This is a genomic window from Bacillus sp. SW14, from assembly GCF_047608225.1.
In the GTDB taxonomy this organism is placed as follows: Bacteria; Bacillota; Bacilli; order Bacillales; family Bacillaceae; genus Bacillus; species Bacillus subtilis_G.
Window position 1 is genome coordinate 733,570 of record NZ_JBLKRW010000001.1, and the last position, 24,758, is coordinate 758,327.

The 24,758-nt window shown below is 43.0% G+C and carries 23 protein-coding genes; 22 read left to right on the forward strand and 1 reads right to left on the reverse strand.

The features are described 5' to 3' along the window. Positions 1–208 precede the first annotated feature (208 nt). Positions 209–955 carry a C39 family peptidase gene (locus tag ACMX2I_RS03740; RefSeq protein WP_414956210.1) on the reverse strand — a complete coding sequence of 249 codons (747 nt, stop codon included), beginning with the start codon at positions 953–955 and terminating at the stop codon, positions 209–211. Between the two features lie 248 nt (positions 956–1,203). Here ACMX2I_RS03740 and ACMX2I_RS03745 point away from each other — a divergent pair, with 248 nt between their 5' ends. From ACMX2I_RS03745 to whiA, 22 genes are all read left to right on the forward strand, one after another. Beyond that, on the forward strand, positions 1,204–2,379 hold the full coding sequence (locus ACMX2I_RS03745) for an ATP phosphoribosyltransferase regulatory subunit (protein WP_148962673.1): 1,176 nt from the start codon (positions 1,204–1,206) through the stop codon (positions 2,377–2,379). Next, a complete protein-coding gene (gene hisG, locus ACMX2I_RS03750; protein ID WP_003219799.1) occupies positions 2,372–3,013 on the forward strand; it encodes an ATP phosphoribosyltransferase in 642 nt (213 codons plus the stop codon). The genes ACMX2I_RS03745 and hisG overlap by 8 nt, the downstream gene beginning before the upstream one ends. After that, a complete protein-coding gene (gene hisD / locus ACMX2I_RS03755; RefSeq protein WP_414956211.1) occupies positions 3,010–4,293 on the forward strand; it encodes a histidinol dehydrogenase in 1,284 nt (427 codons plus the stop codon). The genes hisG and hisD overlap by 4 nt, the downstream gene beginning before the upstream one ends. Then, positions 4,290–4,874 (forward strand): imidazoleglycerol-phosphate dehydratase HisB, encoded by a 585-nt coding sequence (gene hisB / locus ACMX2I_RS03760; RefSeq protein ID WP_394715177.1) that lies wholly within the window; start codon positions 4,290–4,292, stop codon positions 4,872–4,874. The genes hisD and hisB overlap by 4 nt, the downstream gene beginning before the upstream one ends. After that, positions 4,875–5,513, forward strand: coding sequence for an imidazole glycerol phosphate synthase subunit HisH (hisH, locus tag ACMX2I_RS03765; protein ID WP_414956212.1), 639 nt, complete (start codon positions 4,875–4,877; stop codon positions 5,511–5,513). Continuing rightward, complete coding sequence (gene hisA, locus ACMX2I_RS03770; protein WP_414956213.1) at positions 5,510–6,247, forward strand: 1-(5-phosphoribosyl)-5-[(5-phosphoribosylamino)methylideneamino]imidazole-4-carboxamide isomerase; 738 nt, start codon at positions 5,510–5,512, stop codon at positions 6,245–6,247. The genes hisH and hisA overlap by 4 nt, the downstream gene beginning before the upstream one ends. Continuing rightward, positions 6,244–7,002 carry an imidazole glycerol phosphate synthase subunit HisF gene (hisF, locus tag ACMX2I_RS03775; RefSeq protein ID WP_414956214.1) on the forward strand — a complete coding sequence of 253 codons (759 nt, stop codon included), beginning with the start codon at positions 6,244–6,246 and terminating at the stop codon, positions 7,000–7,002. Before hisA ends, hisF begins: the two co-directional genes overlap by 4 nt. After that, entirely contained in the window at positions 6,999–7,622 is a 624-nt protein-coding gene (gene hisIE, locus ACMX2I_RS03780) for a bifunctional phosphoribosyl-AMP cyclohydrolase/phosphoribosyl-ATP diphosphatase HisIE (protein WP_414956215.1), read from the forward strand. The genes hisF and hisIE overlap by 4 nt, the downstream gene beginning before the upstream one ends. Before the next feature lie 445 nt (positions 7,623–8,067). Then, positions 8,068–9,567, forward strand: coding sequence for a DUF2339 domain-containing protein (locus ACMX2I_RS03785; protein WP_414956216.1), 1,500 nt, complete (start codon positions 8,068–8,070; stop codon positions 9,565–9,567). A gap of 79 nt (positions 9,568–9,646) precedes the next feature. Next, positions 9,647–10,357, forward strand: a complete 711-nt coding sequence (locus ACMX2I_RS03790) for a lipoprotein YvcA (RefSeq protein ID WP_414956217.1) — start codon at positions 9,647–9,649, stop codon at positions 10,355–10,357. A gap of 129 nt (positions 10,358–10,486) precedes the next feature. Continuing rightward, positions 10,487–11,182: a lipoprotein YvcA gene (locus tag ACMX2I_RS03795; protein ID WP_414956218.1), complete on the forward strand. Its 696-nt coding sequence runs from the start codon at positions 10,487–10,489 to the stop codon at positions 11,180–11,182. A gap of 443 nt (positions 11,183–11,625) precedes the next feature. Then, positions 11,626–12,348 carry a lipoprotein YvcA gene (locus ACMX2I_RS03800; protein ID WP_087993989.1) on the forward strand — a complete coding sequence of 241 codons (723 nt, stop codon included), beginning with the start codon at positions 11,626–11,628 and terminating at the stop codon, positions 12,346–12,348. A gap of 5 nt (positions 12,349–12,353) precedes the next feature. Beyond that, positions 12,354–14,261 carry a DUF6792 domain-containing protein gene (locus ACMX2I_RS03805; protein ID WP_414956219.1) on the forward strand — a complete coding sequence of 636 codons (1,908 nt, stop codon included), beginning with the start codon at positions 12,354–12,356 and terminating at the stop codon, positions 14,259–14,261. Between the two features lie 14 nt (positions 14,262–14,275). Further along, positions 14,276–14,635, forward strand: a complete 360-nt coding sequence (locus ACMX2I_RS03810; RefSeq protein WP_289348325.1) for a hypothetical protein — start codon at positions 14,276–14,278, stop codon at positions 14,633–14,635. A gap of 167 nt (positions 14,636–14,802) precedes the next feature. Then, a complete protein-coding gene (gene bmrA, locus ACMX2I_RS03815; protein ID WP_414956220.1) occupies positions 14,803–16,572 on the forward strand; it encodes a multidrug resistance ABC transporter ATP-binding protein/permease BmrA in 1,770 nt (589 codons plus the stop codon). A gap of 125 nt (positions 16,573–16,697) precedes the next feature. Further along, positions 16,698–18,152 carry a tetratricopeptide repeat protein gene (locus ACMX2I_RS03820; protein WP_414956221.1) on the forward strand — a complete coding sequence of 485 codons (1,455 nt, stop codon included), beginning with the start codon at positions 16,698–16,700 and terminating at the stop codon, positions 18,150–18,152. A gap of 380 nt (positions 18,153–18,532) precedes the next feature. Continuing rightward, positions 18,533–19,930, forward strand: a complete 1,398-nt coding sequence (locus tag ACMX2I_RS03825; protein WP_414956222.1) for an NlpC/P60 family protein — start codon at positions 18,533–18,535, stop codon at positions 19,928–19,930. Between the two features lie 218 nt (positions 19,931–20,148). Beyond that, positions 20,149–21,099 carry a thioredoxin-disulfide reductase gene (gene trxB / locus ACMX2I_RS03830; protein ID WP_087993773.1) on the forward strand — a complete coding sequence of 317 codons (951 nt, stop codon included), beginning with the start codon at positions 20,149–20,151 and terminating at the stop codon, positions 21,097–21,099. A 328-nt stretch (positions 21,100–21,427) separates the two neighbouring features. Continuing rightward, positions 21,428–21,895: an 8-oxo-dGTP diphosphatase gene (locus ACMX2I_RS03835; protein ID WP_087993774.1), complete on the forward strand. Its 468-nt coding sequence runs from the start codon at positions 21,428–21,430 to the stop codon at positions 21,893–21,895. Positions 21,896–21,920: 25 nt separating this feature from the next. Further along, complete coding sequence (gene rapZ, locus ACMX2I_RS03840; RefSeq protein ID WP_087993775.1) at positions 21,921–22,808, forward strand: RNase adapter RapZ; 888 nt, start codon at positions 21,921–21,923, stop codon at positions 22,806–22,808. Position 22,809: 1 nt separating this feature from the next. Further along, positions 22,810–23,763, forward strand: coding sequence for a gluconeogenesis morphogenetic factor (gene mgfK, locus ACMX2I_RS03845; protein WP_289349163.1), 954 nt, complete (start codon positions 22,810–22,812; stop codon positions 23,761–23,763). Positions 23,764–23,785: 22 nt separating this feature from the next. After that, a complete protein-coding gene (gene whiA / locus ACMX2I_RS03850; RefSeq protein ID WP_333518095.1) occupies positions 23,786–24,736 on the forward strand; it encodes a DNA-binding protein WhiA in 951 nt (316 codons plus the stop codon). Positions 24,737–24,758 lie beyond the last annotated feature (22 nt).

Below are 24,758 nucleotides of genomic sequence, written 5' to 3' on the forward strand. Positions count from 1 at the left end.
CAGCGTCTTGCTCCGGCTTCTCTCACATAGATCGGGGCAAGGCTGAATCTGCTTTAATCATAAAAACAGACAGCCTGAAAGTAAAGACAATTTTGGATGATAAATGGAAAATGAATCGATATGACCGATTGAAACAAAAACCATGAATATTGTCGTATTTGCTCAAGATAGAACATAGGCACTGGGAAGGCGGGAGGTTACCAGCTGTTTACTTTTGAATAACGATGGCCTGGCTGCCCATTTGTTCCCACGCTTTTTCGAAACTGGTTCTGTCGGTTTTTCTGTTTTTATAGCCATAAGGATCATTGAGATACACGTATTTTTCATCATATCCCGTAACGGCGACACTGTGTACACTGTACGTGATATCGATCGTTCCGTTTGGTGTTTTCCACGTCTGCATGTTGTCAACTGGCGTAAAGTTGGCAGTTGTAATGACCCAAACAGGATTGCCTTTCTCAAGCTGTTCATAAACAGAAGAAATATTTTTTCCAGTCAGGTCAGACACTTTGTCTCCGGCATAGGTTTTCGCCAATTGATAGATCGGTCCGTGATAGACACCGAGACCCGGGCCATTCGCCATATCCCCGACAAATCCATCATTCGGATCCCCTTTTAATCCGCTGCTGTACGTCAAAGGCACTGTGGCAATCTGGTTTGCCAGTGTGTTTTTTGTCACGTTGTATCCCGCGTAATTCAGCACCATCGCAAGACTTGTTACTTCACAGCCGTTATAGAGCCGAGGTGCGTCCATCTGATTGTAAAGGACGACATCCAGCGGTTCCGCGCTTCCTTTCAGCTCGTTTGTGCTGTTTGCGGCTGTTGATTCTTTTTCAGCCTCTCTTTTATTGCTATTGAAAAAAGGGATATCTATATCTTTTGCATATATCTTAAGTCCGAAAAAAACGACGCCTGAAAGAATAATCAGGACACATAGAGTTCGCAGTGTTTTCATCTTTATCTCCTTGTTCTCTATTTGATTTGTATTATAGCATGCCAACCATAAGAATTTGAGATATGACACACCTTTAATGATTTGTTCATGATTTTTTCATAATTAGGAGGAGGACAACTGAGATAACATATCCTGACTAAAGTTAAGCATTGATTTTCGCTCTTTCATCTGCTAACATATTATCATATTAGCGAACTAAAGGATTTGGAATTTTCCTTCAAACGATGGCAACGGAGGTGCACGGGTTGATGTTTATGTTTGAAAAACCGCACGGCATGAGAGATACACTGCCCGGTTTATACGAAACGAAAAAAAAGGTGAGACAATCGTTAACCGATTTGATCGATAAATGGGGATACCGATTTATGGAAACGCCGACATTGGAGTTTTACGATACCGTTGGTGTGCAGTCAGCGATTGAAGAGCAGCAGCTGTTCAAGCTTCTTGATCAGGACGGCAAAACATTGGTGCTTCGCCCGGATATGACAGGGCCCATTGCAAGGGTGGCGGCATCCAAGCTTCTGAAACACGATCATCCGCTCAGAGTCGGCTATGCGGCAAATGTCTTCAGGGCTCAGGAACGCGAAGGCGGACGTCCCGCCGAATTCGAGCAGGTCGGAGTGGAATTAATCGGTGACGGCACGACAAGCGCGGATGCGGAGGTCATTGCCTTAGTCGTCGGCGCCTTAAAGAGCGCGGGGCTGGCTTCCTTTAAAATTGCCATCGGCCATGCCGGCATTGCGGATGCTTTGTTTGTTGAGGTGCTCGGAAACGTTGAACGTGCCGATGTGCTGCGGAGGTTTTTGTACGAGAAGAACTACGTCGGCTACAGAGAACATGTCAAGTCTCTCCCGCTTTCCTCCATTGATAAAAGCAGGCTGCTTGAGCTTCTTGAGTTGCGGGGCGGCATAGAAGTATGCGGACGTGCTGAGGAAATCGTCGATTCCGCGCAAGGAAAAAGCGTTGTTGACGAGTTGAAGGCGCTATGGGACATTCTTGAGGATTACGGATGTACGGAAAATGTCCGTCTGGATCTGAATATGGTCAGCCACATGAGCTATTACACGGGGATTTTATTTGAAGTGTACGCCGAAAATGTCGGCTTTGTCATTGGAAGCGGGGGCCGTTATAACAAGCTCTTCGGCTATTTTGATTCACCCGCGCCGGCGACAGGCTTCGGGCTTCGGGTCGACCGGCTGATTGAAGCGCTCCATATGAAAGACGAAGCTTGTGAAATAGACGCTGTTATTTTCAGCAAAGAGCAGCGGGCACAAGCCATCGCTTATGCGAATGAAGAACGTATGAAAGGGAACAAAGTGGTTCTTCAAGATTTATCGGGAATCGAAAATATCGATCAGATGACAAAATCTTTTGCAAACGTCACCTATTTTATCGGTGCCAGAAAGGAAGAGCAAAATGGGTAAGTTACTCACAATGGCGATGCCGAAGGGCCGGATATTTGAAGAAGCGGCAGGGCTGCTTCGTCAGGCGGGCTATAAGCTCCCTGAGGAGTTTGAAGATTCAAGAAAACTGATCATCGATGTGCCGGAGGAAAATCTCCGTTTTATATTAGCTAAGCCGATGGACGTGACCACATATGTGGAGCATGGCGTGGCCGATGTCGGAATTGCGGGTAAGGATGTCATGCTGGAGGAGGAACGCGATGTGTATGAGGTGCTGGATTTGAAGATCAGCAAATGCCACTTAGCGGTCGCCGGACTTCCGAATACAGACTGGAGCGGCGTAGCCCCGAGAATCGCGACAAAGTATCCGAATGTGGCTTCCAGCTATTTTAGAGAGCAGGGAGAACAAGTCGAGATCATCAAGCTCAACGGTTCAATTGAGTTGGCCCCGCTCATTGGGCTCGCAGACCGGATTGTGGATATCGTTTCCACAGGGCAGACGCTGAAAGAAAACGGGCTTGTTGAAACGGAGCACATTTGTGACATTACTTCCCGCTTTATCGTGAATCCGGTAAGCTATCGCATGAAAGACGATGTGATAGACGAAATGGCATCCCGCTTATCCCTTGTTGTGGAAGGAGAAACGGCAAAATGAAGATCAAATCCATCAGCGGCGCAGAACGGCTTTCTCTCAAACGGTCCATAGATGCCGGAACGGAAGAGCAAAGAAAAGCGGTTCGATCCATTATTGAAGATGTCAAAGCAAACGGTGATCAGGCGGTCCGCAGCTACACGGCGAGATTTGACGGCATCGAAATAGACAGCCCGCTGGTCACAAAAGAAGAAATTGAGGAAGCATACACCTTGCTGGATTCACAGCTGCTTCAGGTGATGAGGCAGGCAATTGAAAATATAAAGGAATATCACGAAAGACAGCTGCAATCCTCCTGGTTTTATCACAGAAAGGATGGCACAATGCTGGGACAAAAAGTGACGGCGTTAGATTCCGCGGGCGTATATGTGCCGGGGGGGACAGCCGCATATCCTTCATCTGTTTTGATGAACGTCATCCCGGCGCTGACAGCGGGTGTGGAAAGAATCGTTCTTGTGACGCCTCCGGGGAAAGACGGGCGGCTGTCTTCAGGGGTTTTAGTCGCTGCTGCCGAGCTAGGGATAAAAGACATTTACAAAATGGGCGGCGCTCAGGCGATTGCGGCGCTGGCGTACGGAACAGAGACCATTGAGCCGGTGGATAAAATCACAGGTCCGGGAAATATTTATGTCGCGCTTGCCAAACGAGAGGTGTTCGGTGATGTCGATATTGACATGATTGCCGGACCGAGTGAAATCGTCGTGCTGGCTGATGAAACTGCGATTCCGAGCGAAATCGCAGCCGATCTTCTGTCACAGGCGGAACACGATAAACTCAGCTCATGTGTGTGTGTCACAGATTCCGTGGCGCTGGCCGAGGCGGTTTCAGCAGAGATGAACGAGCAGCTGAAAACCTTGCCGCGAAGAGAAATAGCGGAAGCTTCAGTGAACGATTACGGTTGTATCTATGTGGCGGAAACAATGGATGAAGCGATTGATACTGTCAATACGCTCGCACCGGAGCATTTAGAAATTATCACACAGTCTCCCGAAGCTTTGCTTGGCAGCATCAAACATGCGGGTGCGATCTTCTTAGGCAGATACAGCCCTGAGCCTGTCGGAGATTATTTTGCCGGGCCGAACCATGTGCTTCCGACAAACGGAACAGCCAGATTTTCAAGTCCATTAAACGTAACGGATTTTCAAAAGAAATCGAGCATTATTTCTTACAGTCAAACAGCCTTTGAAGAACATGCCGAAAGCATCGCGGCTTTTGCCAGACTTGAAGGGTTAGACGCCCATGCCAGATCAATTGAAGCGAGAGAACGGAGGAATTCAAAATGAGAAAAGCGGAACGCGCCAGAAAAACAAACGAAACAGATATTGAACTGGCATTCGCAATAGACGGCGAGGGAAAAGCTGATATCAAAACAGACGTGCCGTTTATGACGCACATGCTGGATTTATTCACGAAACACGGGCAATTCGATCTCTCCATTAACGCCAAAGGCGATGTTGATATAGATGATCACCACACGACTGAAGATATCGGCATCTGCCTAGGACAGGCGCTGCTCGAAGCCTTGGGCGATAAAAAAGGAATCAAACGCTACGGATCGGCGTTTGTGCCGATGGATGAGGCGCTTGCCCAAGTCGTCATCGATTTAAGCAACCGGCCGCACTTGGAAATGCGCGCGGACTTCCCTGCGGCTAAAGTCGGAACATTCGATACGGAGCTTGTACATGAATTTTTGTGGAAGCTGGCGCTTGAAGCTCGGATGAACCTGCACGTCATCGTTCATTACGGGACAAACACCCACCACATGATAGAAGCCGTTTTTAAAGCGCTTGGACGTGCGCTTGATGAAGCGACAATGATTGATCCGCGTGTTAAAGGAATCCCATCAACGAAAGGGATGCTGTAAATGATCGGCGTAATAGATTACGGAATGGGCAATTTATACAGTGTCTCAAAGGCGCTTGAGCGCGTCGGCGTCCCGTACTTTGTTTCTGAAAAGCCGGAGGAGCTGAAAGAAGCTGATGCCTTTATTTTGCCGGGTGTGGGTTCATTTGGAGACGCGATGGACAATTTGCGCAACGCGAAGCTTGATCAATTGATTCACGATATGGTCTCAGAGGGGCGATTGCTGCTCGGGATTTGCCTCGGCATGCAGCTTTTATTTGATGAAAGCGAAGAAAACGGCACCGCGTCAGGCCTTGGGCTGTTAAAAGGAAAAGCAGTCAGGCTGAAAGCAGAAGATGAGGAAGGAAACAAGCTGAAGGTTCCGCATATGGGCTGGAATCGCCTTTCCTTTCATACTGAATCTCCGCTGCTGGCTGAAACAGAAGAAGGCTACGCTTATTTTGTGCATTCGTATTACATTGACGGGATGGAGGAGGATGCGCTTCTGGCAAGCGCTGATTATAGTGTGCGAGTGCCTGCTGTCGTCGGAAAAGGAAATGTCTTCGGCGCCCAATTTCATCCGGAAAAAAGCAGCACGGTCGGAATGTCTATCTTAACCCAATTCACGAAAATGGCAGCAGAACAGAAGGTGAAAAAATGAGTGCTTTTACATTATATCCGGCAATTGATATGAGAAACGGCAAATGTGTCCGTCTTGTTCAAGGAGATTATAGTCAGGAAACGATATACGGCGATTCACCGTACGACATGGCCGCGTTATTTGCGCGTGAGGGTGCCGAATGGATCCATCTTGTTGATCTTGATGGTGCCAAAGAAGGAAAAAGAGTAAATCACCGCCACGTGATCGAAATTGCGCAAAAGCTAGAGCTGAAGGTGGAAATCGGCGGCGGGATCCGTTCCGAAAGTGACGTCTATGAATACTTATCGGCAGGAGTCGATCGGGTGATCCTCGGAAGCTCAGCTGTTTCTAACCCCCCGTTTGTCAAAAAAATGCTGAAACAATATGGGGGAAAAATTGCAATCGGCCTGGACGCGAGAAACGGTTTTGTTTCAACTGAAGGATGGCTGGAAACATCAAGCCTTAGAGCAACTGAACTCGGCAAAGAGCTTGCCAATGAAGGAGCGGAGGTCTTTATTTTTACAGACATCTCGACAGACGGAATGCTGTCAGGCCCTAATATTGAAAGCACGGTCGAGCTTGCAAATGCAACGGGGAAATCTGTGATTGCATCCGGCGGCGTCAGCTCGGTCGAGGATCTCGAAGCCCTTGCCTGCTATCAGGCAGATGGCGTTTCTGGAGCGATCATCGGAAAAGCGCTATATACCAATCAGTTTACACTGAGCGAGGCGCTTGAAAGGGTGAAGCGCAAATGATCACAAAACGAATTATTCCATGTCTTGATGTCAAAGAAGGACGCGTTGTCAAAGGAATTCAATTTCTCGAATTAAAGGATGCCGGTGACCCTGTTGAACTGGCGGAAGTGTACGACCAGGAAGGCGCGGATGAACTGGTTTTTCTTGATATCTCCGCCTCGCACGAAGGCCGTAAAACGATGGTTGACGTGGTGGAGCAGGTTGCCGCGAAGCTTGCGATTCCGTTTACAGTCGGCGGCGGCATCAATCAGCTCAGCGATATGAAAACGATTCTGCGTGCCGGCGCGGACAAAGTCTCGGTGAACACGGCAGCTGTTCTCCGCCCTGAGCTGATTACAGAAGGAGCCGAGTTTTTTGGTTCTCAATGCATCGTACTTGCCATTGATGCCAAGTACGACCAGGAATCTGGCACATATAAGGTCTACACGCACGGCGGCAGAAAGAAAACAGACTGGGAAGTCACCGCATGGGCAAAAGAAGGCGTCAAACGCGGAGCAGGAGAAATATTGCTGACAAGCATGGACTCTGACGGTGAGAAAAAAGGTTTTGACCACAGGCTGACAAAGCTAGTTTCTGAAGCTGTTCCCGTACCTGTTATCGCCTCGGGAGGAGCGGGAAACGCGCAGCATATGCTTGAGGCTTTTACAAAAGGAGAAGCCGACGCCGCGCTGGCCGCTTCTATTTTTCATTATAAAGAAACGTCGATTAAAGAAGTGAAATCATACTTGAAAGAGTACGGGGTGAATGTGAGATGAAACAGGCAGATGAACTGCGTTTTAACGAGGATGGATTAATTCCCGCCATCGTGCAGGATGCGGCAAGCAAAGAAGTGCTGACACTTGCCTATATGAACAAGGAATCTTACGAAAAAACATTGGAAACGAAAGAAACATGGTTCTACAGCCGCTCGCGCCAAGCGTTATGGCATAAAGGAGAAACCTCAGGGAACACGCAAGCCGTTAAGGGCATCCGGTATGACTGTGACCAAGACGCGTTGATCGTACTCGTAGTGCCATCCGGCCCGGCATGCCACACAGGCAGCTACAGCTGTTTTACAAAGGAACAATCAGAAGAACAGGCTGCGGGCCGATTTGACATTATGAACGAGCTGGAGCGCGTGATCGCGGAACGCCAAGCGGAAATGCCTGAAGGAGCTTACACCACTTATCTTTTCCGTGAAGGTGTCGATAAGATTTTGAAAAAAGTCGGTGAAGAAGCATCCGAAGTGATCATTGCCGCGAAAAACCGAGACCGCGAGGAACTCAAATGGGAAGCGGCAGACCTGCTGTATCACCTGCTTGTCCTGCTCAGAGAACAAGCTCTGCCGCTGGATGATGTGCTTGACGTTTTGAAAAAACGCCATTCTGAAAAGTAAGAGGATTGGAGCTGTACATATGGCAGCTCCTTTTTTATGCATCTTTTCGCCTGATCCATTTGTCGTGTTCCAGTAAATGAAATGAAAAAAAGCAATGTTCACAAAAAATTACATAAAAAAACCAATCGAATTCCCTATTCATCGAAAATTTTCCATGATGTAACATAACTAAGGATGAAAATCCCTGTTGGATAGCAGGTCTTTAGCATGATTTTGTGGAAGCCGGTAAGGAGAGCAAAAAAAGGCATATCATGAAAAAGGAAGTACATTCGAAAATGGGGAGAGAATGGTGAACTAAAAAATTGATGAACTGAACAAAAGAGTTGGACGTTTTGAACAAGAACTGGCCAATGTCAAAAAAGAGATCGCATATCTCACGGCAGGCAAGCAAGAACAAGCTATAGTCAAAACGGAAGAGCATCCAAAAATCAGCAAAGAAACCGAAGTGCCAAAACAGGCACCGGCTCCGCCAAAAGAGAACCGCACTTTAGAAAACATGGCAGGAAATTGGCTTCCGAAAATCTTTATTTTTGTTTTTCTTCTTGGCATGATTTGGGCGTTTACAGCGGCTGCTGAAAAAGGTTGGATCAACACATATATGAGGGTGGCGGCAGGACTCATGGTCTCCATTGTGCTATATGTTCTCGGCAGCAGGCAATATAAGAAAAATGCCAATGTGCTGGGCGTTTCATTATTGGCGGGCAGTAATATTGTCTACATCGTTTCCTTATTTGCGGGGAACATGCTATACGAGATTATCCCGACCCCGCTTACAGTGATCCTTCTTGCTGCAGGCGTTGCGGGCGGTGTGTACATATCAAGAAAATATCAGTCACAAACACTGATTGCGATTATCGGCGCAGGTGTTTACCTGTATCCGTTTTTATTTGGCGGGGAACAAGGAAACGAATACACCTTTTATGTATATGAGTCATTGGTTTTCGCAGGCTTAATGTATGAGACAGTCAAACAAAAGTACAGTGTGGCATGGAATATAGCAAACTATGCGTTCGCGATTTTTGCTTTCTTATCATTTACCGATGCACAGGTATCAGTTTGGACACTTGCTGTATTTACGATGCAGCAGGCGATCATGATCTTCTCGGCTTTACGATCGCACAGCCCATTTAAAAAAGCCGTCTATCTCACAGCCGTTTCAATCGGAGCTTTTGTCGTTTTCATCACAGGGTTAGTCCTGTATCTAAAAAACGATACGGCGTTATACGCCTTTTATACTGCTGCTTTTGTGTTTTACCTGTTGTTAAGCTTATGGAAAAGAAAAGAATTTGCCGAAATCAAACATACGTTTTTTCTCATTTCTATGATTTATTTCAATATATTGGCAGCGGATGTATTAGATGAAAATGAGATTTTGCTGTACATCATATTCACGTTACAAGGAATCATGATGTGTTACGTGTCATACCGCAAAAAAAGCTGGCTGATCGGCATTGCCGGGGCGATTGTAGTACTACAGGCATCGTGCGGCCTCATGCAATACCCGGCACGCTCATTACACATTCTCAGCATTGTCTCTTGGCTGCTGCTGATCAGCTCACTATTTGCCGCCTATCTGTATTCGAAAAAAATACAATATAAACAAGTCACGATTGTTGTTTCGTACGCTGTTTCATTCCTGATGCTTGTATTCTTCAGCAAATTATCCATATGGATGACGGATAAGATTGACGGCGTATCCAATAATGTAGGAGTATCCCTGTCTTGGTTTATATTTGTCATCGTGATGTATGTTGTTTATTACGCAACCAAAGACAAGACATGGAACCGAATTGGGCTGATATTTTTATTTATTACACTGGCCAAAATGATTTTAATCGATTCTGCTTCGATTGATATTGTTTGGAGAGCGGTCTTATTCATCTTGTTAGGGGTCATTGGACTGTTTATCTCCAGAATATTTTATACGAAAAAAGAGAAGCCATAATGCCTGGCCAAAACTGCCGAGAGAACCCGGCGGTTTTTTGTTCGTTTGATTCTATCAGTTAACGATATGGAGGTTCGTCATGAAAAAAATCATCTTGATCAGCTTCAGCTTACTACTAGCCCTGACAGGCGGATGTGGTATGAACGACAATGAAAAAAGCATCACAAATAACAATAAAACAGAAGCCGTAAAACCAAAAGACATGGACCCCAAAGACCTGCCGCAAGTTCCTGCGTTTCAGGACGAGAAAACGAGAGAGTACATGGTGTCAACGAAAGAAGAAGAGCCGGGGTATTATGTGCTGGAGTCTAAGTTGAAAGGATTTAGGATGTTGTTTCCAGAGGACGGGGAATATTCAAGCTATTTGTCTAGTCGTGATGAAAATGAAGAAATCATAGCATTTGATAGTTATGAAAAAACAAAAAATAAAATGCTAAATGCACAAATAGAGTATTACCAAAGAACATCCTTTATAAATAATCCTGAGACAATGTTAGAGCAAGTTAGGAATGAAAATGGGTATAATGGCAGTTTTGAAAAGCTAGAGAACGAAGATAAAGATATTTATATTGCTCATAAGAAAAATCATTTTCAAAACGATAAAAATAAATACAGCTTTTCATACAGATATTTCGGCTATATCAAGTCACCCGAGAAAAAACAAGCAGGTATCGTATTTTCGTTTATGTTTAGATGTCCAAATAATGAGAAGCCTTGTACGTTAGATAAAGACAATTTAGGAGATAAGGTTAAAAAGCACGTAAAATCCATCACCTTTTTAAATCATTAACAGGAGAAATAACACGAAAAACAAAAATATATTGGAAGATGAGAATGTAAAATTAAGAATAAAAATCACTTTGTAATAAGGTCATAAATTGATTAAGGTAAATTAGCCGAAAACCCATGGAGGTTCGTCATGAAAAGAATCATCTTGATTTGCATCAGCTTATTACTTGCCCTGACAGGCGGATGCAGTATAAATGACAATGATAAAAATACGGCAAATGACAATAAAACAGGAGCCGTAAAACCAAAAGACACGGATCCAAAAGACCTGCCGAAAGTTCCGGCGTTTCAGGATGAAAAAACGAGAGAGTACTTGGTGTCAACGAAAGAAGAGGAACCGGGGTATTATTTGCTTGAATCTAAGCTGAAAGGATTTAGGATGTGGTTTCCGGAGGATGGGGAGTACTCAGACTCTGAAACTTCAAAGAAAAACGAGTCACTATTTTTTGACAGTATGAATAAAGAAACGAATATAGTAATGAATGCTTCAGTAAAGTTTTATCAAAATGAATCATTTATAAACGATCCGGAGACTATGTTGGATATCGTTAGCGGTAAAAGTGAATACAAAGGTAATTTTGAAAAATTAGAAGCAAAGGATAAGGATATTTATTTTGCTTTAAAACAAGAAAACTTTGACAACGAAGAAAAACCATCTTATATCTATCTTGGTTATATAAAATCAAAAAAACAAGATTATTTAGGGATGGAATACTCTTTTATGTTTAGCTGTTCTGCAAATGCTCAGGCCTGTAAACAAAATTCAAAAGACAATGAAGAAAAGGTTAGAAAAATATTAAACTCTGTTATCTTTTGCGATGTGTAAAAAAATACAAACACTGATGTATTAAATATTAGAAGATAGTTGAAGATTCCCGATATGCGTGTGTTCACCTACCCGAAACTTTTTTCGATAGTATTAGGGTAACTACAAAAGAGGCTAAAACAGTTTTGTCGTGGCTGTTCCATTGTGATTGTTTTGTGATCCTGTTAGTGGTCAAAGGTTTGTTTATCTCAAAGATGTTTTTGAAAAAAGAACAGTAATGACTGTCTAAGATTGCCGAGGGAACACAGTGGTCTTTTGGTATGTGAGTTATTTAGCCTATTTCTTAAGTCCTCCCTTATGTTTATTAGTGTAAACCAAGTCCAATTCCCTATTTATCAAATTTATTCCATGTTGTAACATGAACAAGGATAAAATAATCACTTTTTGACAGGGTCATTAGTATGATTTTGATAAATCAGCTTAAAAATCCGTGGAGGTTCGTAATGAAAAAGATCCTATTTATTTGTTTTAGCTTATTACTTGCTCTGACAGGAGGATGCAGTATGAACGACAATGAAAAAAACAGCACAAATGATAATAAAACGGAAGTCGTAAAACCAAAAGACATGGATCCAAAAGACTTGCCGCAAGTTCCGGCATTTCAGGACGAAAAAACGAGAGAGTACATGGTGTCAACGAAAGAAGAGGAGCCAGGGTATTATTTGCTTGAGTCAAAGCTGAAAGGATTTAGGATGTTGTTTCCGGAGGATGGGGAGTACGCACCTGATCTTTCGAGTACAGGAGAAAATGAAGAAACAATAGTATTTGATAGTTTTAATAAAAAAACTGACATTCAATATGATGGTCAACTGGATTATCATCAAGACAAAAGTTTTGCAAATGACAAGGATACAATGCTGGATATTGTAAGCGGTAGAAATAGTTATAAAGGAAAATACGAAGAAAGAGAGCTATCTGACAAAATTGTATATTCTGCTCAAAAGAAAAGTGTTTTTGATGATGTAGAGGGAAAGAATAATTTTTCTTATAGATTTTTTGGTTATGTTAAATCGACAAAAGAGGATTATCTGGGGATAGAGTATTCTTTTCGATTTGCCTGCTATAAAGATAAAGAGTCTTGTTCACTAAAAGAAGAAGATGCCAGAAAAAAAGTTCAAAAAATAATAGACTCTATTACCTTTTTAAAAGTTAAAAAGGAGAAATAGAAGAAATGGAACATAAGAATATATTTGAAAATGAAAATGTAAAACTGCGTTTAATTAACTTAGAGTACGATTATAAAGAAAGATTTGCTTCTGATAAAGAAAGTGAAATAAAGAAAGCTAAAACAGATTTTGAAGCCGATGTGCGCCGAATATACAAAGAAGAAACACATAAAGATCTTCCAAAAAATGTGGAAATATACACATCTAATGAACTTATTAAAAAAAATTCAAAAGTAGATACATCAATTAGAGAGTCCGGATATGATGGTACAGCTATTTATATTAAGGACGATAAACAACACATTAATCAGCTTCATATTATTTCAGAGGGCAGTGCTGATAACGAGGACTGGTCATACAATTTTTTTGGTCTTTTTTTAGGGATGGATGACAGCCAGTATCAAGCGACAAAAGAGTTTACAAGAAATGCAAAAAAAGAAACAAATGACTCTAATGATTTAAAGACCTTTGCTATGGGTCACTCACTGGCTAATAATAATCAGGTGATGGTTCAATTAATTGATGGAGAATTTGATGAAGTATATGGAGTTAACGGAGCTCAAATAAGCGTTGATCATCTTTTAGCAACTGATTTGAATTTGAGAGATACGATAATGCATAAATTTCATATTAGACGCTTAAAAGATATTAATGAGATCCCACCAGAAAAGCTAAAAAAAGAGATCCAAAAATACTACAAAGACAAAGGCGTAACAGCAAATATCACTCAGCGCATCTCAAAAGATGACCCGCTGTACGGTGCGAGCGGCAAGGCGGACTTCATTACATTCGGCGATGTGAAGATGGCGGATACAAATACAAGTGTAGAAGGCATCCGAAACATTATGGATGGGATCCCTGATGAAGACGTGAGAGCGATTCAAGAATTCCTTCAAAAATATAAGGATGACTATGAAAAAGACGGCTTGAACGGTTTTGTAAAGGCTGCAAGCGGGATTGACATAGAGCTGATAGAAAAAGTGAAGTACACAGATGGTGCTTTAGCGAAAGCGAGTGTCATTTATGAAAACTTTGATGACGTTAAGCAAATGTATGGCCGAATTAAAGAGAATTTGCCAGCGTTTTTAGGTTTTCTCCATACCTTATTGGGAAACAGCGGACCGGTCGTAGATCAGCTAGCTGAAAATGGGTATATTGATGAGATGCAAAAGAAAGTGTTCAAAAAAGAATTAACGAATATTAATGCGAGTATGCGAGGCATAGAATCACGGTATGAACATTTTATTGATCATCTAAAGCATGGTCAATTTACGCACGCTTTAAAAGATGTTGGTGAAATAGTAGATTACGTAAAGTCAATTTTGTCCTCTATAGAAACACTCGACACAGAAACAAAAGAAGCGTTAAAACTCATCGTCGACGGCCACAGCATCGTGCAAATGCTGAACGCATTATCAAAGGAAAAAGGCTTCAGCTATAAAGGCTCCGATATTTACTTTACAGGGAAGAGCGGCTCGGGAGAAACGATTAAAGTTAATATCTCATCCGCTGTCAAAATCTATCAAAACGGTATGAGGATCGTTGAAGATATGGAAGATGCGATTTCTAAGTACCAGAAGGTTTACAGTCAGGAAATCAATGAAGACTTTATAGACAAAAAACAGGCGATCATCACGGCTATTCATCACATGGAAGAAAATCCTTCGCATTATGCCTTCGATCTTCAATTCCGGCTTGCGGCCGGTTTCAGTCACACATTTGATAAATTGGAGAAAATCTCAGTTCATGAATCGTTCCACACAGGTGCGCTCCCTGCTAACGATGGGATTGTTGCTGAATTAAAAAAACAGACAGCAGAAAAAAGAGATTTTATCAAAAACATCCGCGAAAGTATTGAAAAGCTGTTTGAAAAAGAAGAAATGATTTCTCAGTTATTTGATTTTCAGCTTTAGGAGGAATATGAAGAGTGACTTCCTTATTTTCAGAAAGTGAAACAGAAATTGTATCAACCACCTATATGTTTCTTACCCAAGATGAAATGAAGGGGAAAGCAGGCAGCCTCAATAAACCGATCAACGACATACTCAGTCTGACAAAGAAATTTGAGTCTTCGCTAAAAGAAGAAATCAAAGGACAAAAAGGGTTGATTGTTAAAAAAATAAAAGAAGAGCTTGAATCAAAAAGTGAAAAACAAAAAGCCGCACTTCAAATGATAAAAGAAGAACATACAGCAAAAGTGGATCGGTACAAAATGATAGTTGAAGACCTGCGAAAGCAGGATGTGACATTGACTTACAGGAAAAAGAAGCCTGTTAAGGATGTATAAGATCATACCTCTCCTATTCAAATCATGAGTGGGAGATTTTTATTTTCATCATGGCAAAAATATACTGAAAAAGTCTCTCTCCATTGATATGATTGAGAAAGAGTAAAAATCATCCTTTTGATACGACATTTCACCTTTCTGAACGCTGAAACAGGAGGAAAAAGTATATGCCAACCCAGCAACAAAAATCGAAAAGTAAATTAAAACCCTTTTTTGCATTAGTGAAGCAGACCAATCCTTCTTATGGAAAGCTTGCTTTTGCGCTGGTTCTCAGTATTGTAACGACACTGGTCAGCTTGCTCATTCCATTACTAACGAAGCAGCTTGTCGATGGCTTTTCCATGTCAGCTCTTTCAGGGACACAAATCGGGCTGATCGCGCTTGTTTTTTTCGTTCAGGCCGCTTTGAGCGCCTATGCCACCTATGCGCTGAACTATAATGGGCAAAAAATCATCTCCGGGCTGCGGGATTTATTATGGAAGAAATTAATTAAGCTCCCTGTCCCTTATTTCGATACAAACGCTTCCGGAGAAACCGTCAGCCGTGTGACAAATGATACGATGGTGGTCAAAGAACTGATCACAACCCATATCAGCGGGTTTATTACAGGCATCATTTCGGTCATTGGATCACTGACAATCTTGTTTATTATGAATTGGAAGCTGACACTGCTTGTATTAGTTGTTGTTCCGCTTGCCGCTCTAATCTTAATCCCGATTGGGCGGAAGATGTTCACCATTTCCCGCGAAACGCAAGATGAAACAGCCCGTTTTACCGGCCTGCTGAATCAAATTCTTCCGGAAATCAGACTCGTCAAGGCTTCAAATGCGGAGGTTGTCGAATATGGGCGGGGGAAACTGGGGATTTCTTCATTATTTAAGCTGGGAGTTCGTGAAGCCAAGGTTCAGTCGCTTGTCAGTCCGCTCATCTCACTTGTATTAATGGCAGCGCTTGTGGCAGTCATCGGATACGGCGGCATGCAGGTCTCATCAGGCGAGCTTACCGCCGGAGCGCTCGTGGCTTTTATTTTATATTTGTTTCAAATTATTATGCCGATGGGCCAGATTACAACGTTTTTCACACAGCTGCAAAAATCAATCGGCGCAACAGAACGGATGATTGAGATTTTGGCAGAAGAAGAGGAAGATACAGTCACAGGAAAACAAATCGAAGACGCGCATTTGCCTATTCAGCTTGATCGCGTGTCTTTTGGATATAAGCCCGATCAGCTGATCTTGAAAGAGATCAGCGCCGTCATTGAAGCAGGGAAAGTCACAGCGATTGTCGGTCCGAGCGGCGGAGGGAAAACAACACTGTTTAAGCTGCTTGAACGTTTTTATTCACCGACTGCGGGGACCATTCGGCTGGGGGAAAAGCCGGTTGATACTTACTCGCTTGAATCGTGGCGGGAGCACATCGGGTATGTATCACAGGAAAGCCCGTTAATGTCAGGAACGATCAGAGAAAATATTTGTTACGGGTTAGAACGTGATGTTACGGATGCCGAGATCGAAAAAGCCGCGGAGATGGCATATGCGCTCAACTTTATAAAGGAGCTTCCGAATCAGTTTGATACAGAGGTGGGCGAACGCGGCATTATGCTGTCAGGCGGACAAAGGCAAAGAATCGCGATTGCGAGAGCGCTTCTCCGAGATCCGAGCATTCTCATGCTTGATGAAGCGACCTCTAGTCTTGACAGCCAATCTGAAAAATCAGTACAGCAGGCGCTCGAGGTGCTGATGGAGGGCCGCACAACGATTGTCATCGCTCACCGCCTTTCTACCGTTGTAGACGCGGACCAGCTTTTGTTTGTTGAAAAAGGAGAAATTACCGGACGGGGCACACATCATGAATTAATGGCTTCGCATGATCTATATAAAGATTTTGCTGAACAGCAGCTCAAAATGAACGCGGATTTAGAAAACAAAGCCGGGTAAATTTTGGTCGAATCAGCCAGTAAAAAAACGGAGGGATTTTCCCGATCCTTCCTTTTGAACTATTGAGGAGCTGATGATTTATGGTATACTACTGACGGTAACATTGTATAAAACGGAGGGTAGTTGTGGGAAAACACACTTCTGAACATAAAAATCACGCACAAATTGTCCAGCTGCTTCAAGATGGACAATATTTTTTTCATAAAGGCTTGAAAGCGTATAAAGAGCGCAATCTGAAACGGGCAAGCAAACTGATTCAGCGCGCGGTTCATTTGGAGCCGGAGGATTCAGAGATGCTTTCGCAGCTTGCGGTCATTTATTCAGAAATGGGCCAATATCAAGAGTCGAACGATCTTCTTGATTATATTATGGCAAATCTGGAGATCGAAATGCCGGAGTGCCATTACTTTAAAGCGAATAACTTTGCCCACCTGGGGCTCTTTCAAGAAGCTTATAAAGAAGCGGCCGCTTATTCAGATGCGGATCCGGACGGTGAATTCGCTGAAGAAAACGATAGTCTGCTTGAATTGCTAGATTTAGGAGACGGCGGGCCTGAGGATTCTTTGTATGATCAGGATGAATTGCTGGTGAAACAGGATCGGGCAAAGTCCCTGCTGGAAAGCGGCCAGCTTGCTGAAGCGGTGGCGGCGCTTGAGGAAATCACAGCTGAATATCCGGAGCTTTGGTCAGCATACAACAATCTGGCGCTCGCCTATTTCTATTCAGGCAACATTGTTAAAGCAAAGGAAACCGCTTATCAAGTGCTCAGTCATAATGAAGGAAACCTTCACGCCTTATGCAATCTTCTCGTTTTCTACTATTATGAAAGAGAAGACGAAAAAGTGGCGGAATTGAGTGACCGGCTTTCCAATGTGTATCCGATGCTATTGGAACAGCGATACAAACTGGGGGCGACTTTGGCGCTTGTCGGCCGTTATGAGCTCGGGTATAAATGGCTCAAATCATTATATAAAAGCGGCTTTGAAGGTGATGATACATTCTTTTACTGGCTCTCGTGCTCCGCTTATTTTACAGGGCATACTGAATTTGCCGAGACGATCTGGAGAAAAGCCGAGTCGCAATATCCCGGAGAGGACCGCCCGGCTCCCTGGGTTGAGCGGAGGGAAGCACTTCCTTCATCCGTAGAACAACGTCTCGCAGCCTATTATATCAGCAGCACAAAGGGTGAAACGGAGCATCTAGAAGCGGTGATACACTCGAAGAGAATGACCGCTCCTTTCGAAAATCATTTTGTGCAGCTGCTCTTGAATGGAGATTCCGCGGCTGCTGACGTATCAGAGGATGCACTTTTCGCTTATCAAACCGTCAAATTATTAGAGCAAGCTGAAAAAGAAGAGATGAAAACAGAAGTCATGAGCTGCTGGGTGTTCCATGTCATCCAGCAAATCCGCGCAGCCGCTCCGTTGAAAAATGAGAAAGGCTGGGCAGCCGCGATTTGTTATATTTGGAAAGAAGCGCACGGCAAACATGATACGAAAAAAGAAACAGCAGCTCGATTCGGCATCTCTCCGGCAACGTTGACGAAATATATGAAATATATTGATGATATTCTAGAATAGAATATTTTAAAGAGTTGATTCTTAGAATCGACTCTTTTTTTGGTTTGATAGATTATATTAAGAAAATAATATCGACAGTTTTTTTACTCGTTTAAGAAAAATGACAAATGATGAACGACTTGACATCAGTTTGAAACACAAATGTAATAAAATTTATCGCTAATTTGTCGAAACTTGATGGTATAATGATTCTCGTACATAAGGAATTAGTGTTTTTTACATATGATGTGAAATAAACGCTATACAGCCAGAATAAGAGATGCGCAGAATAATTAACCATAAACAACCATCATTCCTCGTAGAGTATGAGGAACGAAACTTGATGTTTAAAATACGATTCCACATGAGAACAGGTTCACAGTAAAGGGAGGATATAAAAAGTGAGAAAGAGTTTATTGACACTTGGTTTGGCTTCCGTCATCGGTACAAGCAGTTTTTTGATCCCATTTACAAGTAAAACTGCATCGGCGGAAACATTAGATGAAAAGAAAGAAAATATCGAAAGCAAGCAATCTGAGGTTGCTTCCAGCATCGAAGCGAAGGAAAAAGAATTAACTGAGCTTCAGCAAAATCAATCAAAGATTGAAAAAGAACTGAAAGACATTAACGATAAGGCGCTTGATACAAGCAACAAGATCGAAGATAAAAAAGAAGAAAACGATAAAACAAAAGAAGAAATCAAAAAACTGAAAAAAGAGATTAAAGAGACAGAAGCCCGCATTGAAAAGCGCAACGAAATCTTGAAAAAACGTGTTCGTTCTTTACAGGAAAGCGGCGGATCTCAAGGGTACATAGATGTCCTTTTAGGATCAACTAGCTTTGGTGACTTTATCTCTCGCGCGACTGCGGTTTCATCTATTGTGGATGCAGACAAAGATTTAATCAAGCAGCAAGAGCAGGATAAAGCGAAGCTTGAAGATTCTGAAGCGGATTTGAATAACAAGCTGAAAGAAGTTCAAGCTGCATTGGCTAAATTAGAAACCATGCAAAAAGACCTTGATAAACAGCTTGATGATAAAGACAAGCTGTTTGAAGAAGCAAAAGCAAGCCAGAAGAAAACGGCTGACGCGATTTCTGAATTAAAATCAGAAGCGTCTGAGCTTGCTAACCAAAAAGCAGATACCGAAGCAGAACAAGCACGCATCAAAAAAGAACAAGAAGCAGCGGCTGCTTTGATCAAAAAGCAGGAAGAAGCGCAAAAAGCATCTGATGAGACACAAACAGCTACAACTGAAACAGCAACAGCAAGCTCATCTCATGATGATTCTTCAAACAATTCTTCTAAGGGTTCATCCAACAGTTCGTCTAACGGCTCATCTTCTAAGAAGAGCAGCGGTTCAAACAGCAATTCAGGCGGCACTGTCATCAGTAACTCAGGCGGAATTGAAGGCGCGATCAGCGTTGGTTCAAGCATTGTCGGAAGATCTCCGTACAAATTTGGCGGCGGCCGCTCTCAGTCTGATATCAACAACCGTATTTTTGACTGCTCATCATTCGTACGCTGGGCATACGCTTCTGCAGGTGTCAACCTTGGACCTGTCGGCGGAACAACAACTGACACGTTAGTTGGAAGAGGAAAAGCTGTCAGCGCGTCAGAAATGAAGCGCGGAGACTTAGTTTTCTTTGACACATATAAAACAAATGGCCACGTTGGAATTTATTTAGGAAATGGAACATTCCTTAACGACAATTCTTCACATGGTGTTTCAATTGATTCTATGAGTAACCCTTACTGGAAAAAATATTTCAATGGCAATGTAAGACGTGTTGTTCAATAATAAATAAGACAAGGGCCTTCTTGAACAGAAGGCTCTTTCTTTATTAATACATATACCCCTTAAAAAAACATTTAATCATGATCAGAAAAAAATGAGCAAAAAAATAGCGTATCATCCTGAGATTTTATAGGATATGGGTAAGGAATACGTTAGATGGGGACTCTTATCATATAAAGAAGCGCCCCAACTTGAAAAAGACGTGTTAAGGAGTGAATAGTGTGTCAGAAGAAAAAGTATATGACGTGATTATTATCGGCGCGGGTCCTGCTGGGATGACGGCCGCTGTATACACATCAAGAGCAAATTTATCGACATTAATGATTGAAAGAGGAATTCCTGGCGGGCAAATGGCAAATACGGAAGATGTAGAAAACTATCCTGGGTTTGAAAGCATTCTCGGACCTGAGCTTTCCAACAAAATGTTTGAACACGCGAAAAAATTTGGTGCTGAATACGCTTATGGCGATATTAAAGAAGTCGTTGACGGCAAAGAGTACAAAGTGGTGAAAGCCGGTTCAAAAGAATATAAAGCACGTGCAGTCATCATTTCCGCAGGTGCGGAGTATAAGAAAATAGGCGTGCCTGGCGAAAAAGAATTAGGCGGCCGCGGTGTTTCTTATTGTGCAGTATGTGACGGCGCTTTCTTTAAAGGCAAAGAGCTTGTCGTTGTTGGCGGGGGAGATTCCGCGGTGGAAGAAGGCGTGTATCTGACACGTTTCGCTTCAAAAGTAACGATTGTTCACAGACGTGATAAACTCCGTGCGCAAAGCATTCTCCAAGCGAGAGCATTTGATAATGAAAAAATTGACTTCCTATGGAACAAAACTGTGAAGGAAATTCATGAAGAAAACGGCAAAGTCGGTAACGTAACGCTTGTCGATACGGTAACCGGTGAAGAAAGTGAATTCAAAACAGACGGCGTATTCATTTACATCGGCATGCTTCCTCTGTCTAAACCGTTTGAAAATCTGGGCATTACGAATGAAGAGGGCTACATCGAAACAAACGACCGGATGGAAACAAAGGTTGAAGGGATTTTTGCTGCCGGAGACATTCGCGAAAAATCACTGCGCCAAATAGTAACAGCTACAGGAGACGGAAGCATTGCGGCACAAAGCGTCCAGCATTATGTCGAAGAGCTCCAAGAAACGCTGAAAACCTTAAAATAAAAAGGCTGTCATACGAGTTTCATATTACGTTACTGGGTTTTAATTCCGCTGTAACACATGTGTAATGCTTTTCGGTTATGATTAATAAAGTAATTGACCCCCTTTTTATAATGAATACACTTTTTTGGCACGGATTCTCCAGTTATCCGTGTCCTTTTTTTGTTTGAAAATAAAGGCGGATGCCTGTTACAGCAAAATCACCTGAGCTCAGAAATGAATATGCTGTAAAATAGAAGGAAAGATTGTCAATGTCTCTTCATTGTGGGAGGCATCTTGAAGCGGTATAATAAAGAGACGATGACAGGACGAGAAGGTTAGGTGAACGTACTTGCAAAGAGTGACAAATTGTGTGCTTCAGACGGATGACAAAGTCCTTCTGCTTCAAAAGCCAAGACGCGGCTGGTGGGTCGCGCCGGGAGGCAAAATGGAGAGCGGGGAATCAGTCCGAGACTCCGTCATCAGAGAGTACAGAGAAGAGACTGGTATCTATATCATAAACCCTCAGTTAAAAGGCGTTTTTACCTTTATCATTAAAGAAGGTGACCAGATAGTTTCTGAGTGGATGATGTTTACGTTTGTCGCTGATTCTTATACCGGACAAAATGTATCTGAATCAGAGGAAGGCAAATTGCAGTGGCACAATGTCGAGGAGATTCAAAACCTCCCAATGGCCCCGGGAGACGGCCATATTCTTGATTTTATGATGAAGGGACAAGGGCTGCTGCACGGTACATTTACGTATACACCGGACTTTAAGCTGCTCAGTTATCGTTTAGACCCGCAGCATATTAAATAGAAAGTACAAGTCAGGGGGGAGTAAGATGAGTGTTAGTGAATCACATGATATTCAGCTTGTCATTATAACCGGAATGTCGGGAGCGGGAAAAACTGTCGCCATTCAAAGCTTTGAAGATCTCGGCTATTTCTGCGTCGATAATCTTCCGCCTTCATTACTTCCGAAATTTTTAGAGCTGATGAAGGAATCAAATTCGAAAATGAGCAAGGTTGCGCTTGTGATGGATTTGCGCGGACGTGAATTTTTTGACCGAATGATTGAAGCGCTGGATGAAATGGCGGAAAATCCGTGGATTACACCGCGAATTTTATTCTTGGACGCGAAGGATTCCATTCTCGTTACGAGATATAAAGAAACGAGACGTTCACATCCGCTGGCATCGACTGGCCTTCCGCTTGAAGGCATCGGGCTGGAACGTGAGCTGCTTGAGGAATTAAAAGGCCGCTCTCAAATGATTTATGATACGTCAGACATGAAGCCGCGTGATTTGCGTGAAAAAATCGTAAATCACTTTGCGTCAAACCAAGGAGAAACATTTACTGTGAATGTCATGTCATTTGGTTTTAAATACGGTATCCCGATTGACGCAGACCTCGTCTTTGATGTCAGATTTTTGCCGAATCCTTATTATATCGAAAGCATGCGGCCGCTGACTGGCAAGGATGAAGAGGTTTCCTCTTACGTCATGAAGTGGAATGAAACGCAGAAGTTCAATGAAAAATTGATCGATCTGCTGAGCTTTATGCTTCCATCTTACAAAAGAGAAGGAAAAAGCCAGGTCGTCATTGCGATCGGCTGCACAGGGGGCCAGCACCGCTCTGTGACACTTGCCGAACATTTAGCTGATTATTTCAAGAAGGATTACTATACTCATGTTACTCACCGGGACATTGAAAAGAGAAGCCGGAAATAAGATGGGACAAAAACCGAAAATCGCAATCTTTGGCGGGGGTACGGGTCTTTCTGTATTGCTTCGAGGCTTAAAGCATAAACCTGTTGACATTACGGCCATTGTGACAGTTGCCGATGATGGGGGGAGCTCTGGCCGTCTGCGGAATGAACTGAAAATTCCGCCTCCCGGAGACATCAGAAATGTGCTTGCCGCTTTATCCGATGTGGAGCCGCTTGTTGAAGATCTCTTTCAGCACCGCTTCAATAAGGGGAATGACTTAACAGGCCATTCTCTCGGGAATTTGATTTTGGCAGCGATGACAAATATAACCGGTGATTTTTTTCACGCTGTCACAGAAATGAGCAAGGTGCTGAATGTAAGAGGAAAAGTTTTGCCGGCTGCCAATGCCAGTGTCGTTCTGCATGCTGAGATGGAAGACGGCCGCGTGGTTTCAGGCGAGTCCACGATTCCGGCTTACGGACAGCGCATTAAGCGTGTTTTTCTCACGCCTGAACATATTGACCCGCTGCCGGAAACGATAGACGTAATCAGGGAAGCGGATTTGATTATCATCGGCCCGGGAAGCCTCTATACAAGCATTCTTCCCAATTTGCTCGTCCCAAAAATCGGGGAAGAAGTGATAAAGGCGCAGGCGAAAAAGGTATACATTTGCAACGTGATGACTCAGCCCGGCGAAACGCTCCATTACACCGCTGCTGATCACGTGAAAGCGCTCAATCAGCATATGGGCTGCGGTTTTATTGATACGATATTAGTGAACAGCGAAGACATTCCTGACGAAATCAAACGTAAGTATGAAATGGAATCGGCGCGCCCTGTTGATTTTGATATCGAAGAGCTGAAAGCGATGGAGCTGGAAGTCATCAGAGATCAAATCGTAACGTATAAAAATGACGTAATTCGTCACGATACACATAAAGTGGCCTCTCTTCTTGTCGATTTACTGAAAGAATGAAGCCTTGAAATGAGGTGGCTATATGTCATTTGCATCGGAAACAAAAAAAGAATTAACGAATCTGGAAGTGAAAGACTGCTGCATTAACGCAGAGCTGTCTGCTCTTATCCGGATGAATGGAGCATTATCATTTACAAACCGCCATCTCGTACTTGATGTTCAAACCGAAAATGCGGCGATTGCCCGCCGCATCTATACATTGCTGAAAAAACAATATGATGTGTCGGTCGAGCTTCTGGTCAGAAAGAAAATGCGGCTGAAAAAGAATAACGTCTATATTGTGCGTTTTTCCGAAAATGCAAAAGCGATTTTAGAGGATTTAAAAATACTTGAGAAGAATTTTGTGTTTGAACGAAGTATTTCGGAAGAGCTGGTCAAAAAGAGATGCTGCAAACGCTCTTATATGAGAGGGGCATTTTTGGCGGGAGGTTCGGTCAATAACCCGGAAACCTCCTCGTATCATTTAGAAATCTTCTCTCTTTATAAGGAGCATAACGATTCATTATGCGACCTGTTAAATGAGTTTCAGTTAAACAGCAAAACGCTCGAACGTAAAAAAGGCTATATCACCTATTTAAAAGAGGCTGAAAAGATTACCGAATTTCTTAACGTAATCGGCGCCCACAATTCGCTTCTGCGATTTGAGGATGTCAGAATCGTCAGGGATATGAGAAATTCGGTCAATCGCCTCGTTAATTGTGAAACAGCCAACTTAAACAAAACGATCGGCGCTTCGCTCAGACAGGTGGAAAATATTAAATACATCGATGAACGGATTGGCCTGGATGCACTTCCTGAAAAACTTCGGGAAATCGCGCAGCTGCGGGTTGATTATCAGGAAGTGACGCTGAAAGAACTAGGGGAAATGGTAACAAGCGGAAAAATCAGCAAATCAGGGATCAATCACAGGCTGAGAAAACTTGATGAAATCGCGGAACAGCTGCGGACAGGGCAAACCGTCACTTTAAAATAACCGTAAAGAAAAGGGGAGATCT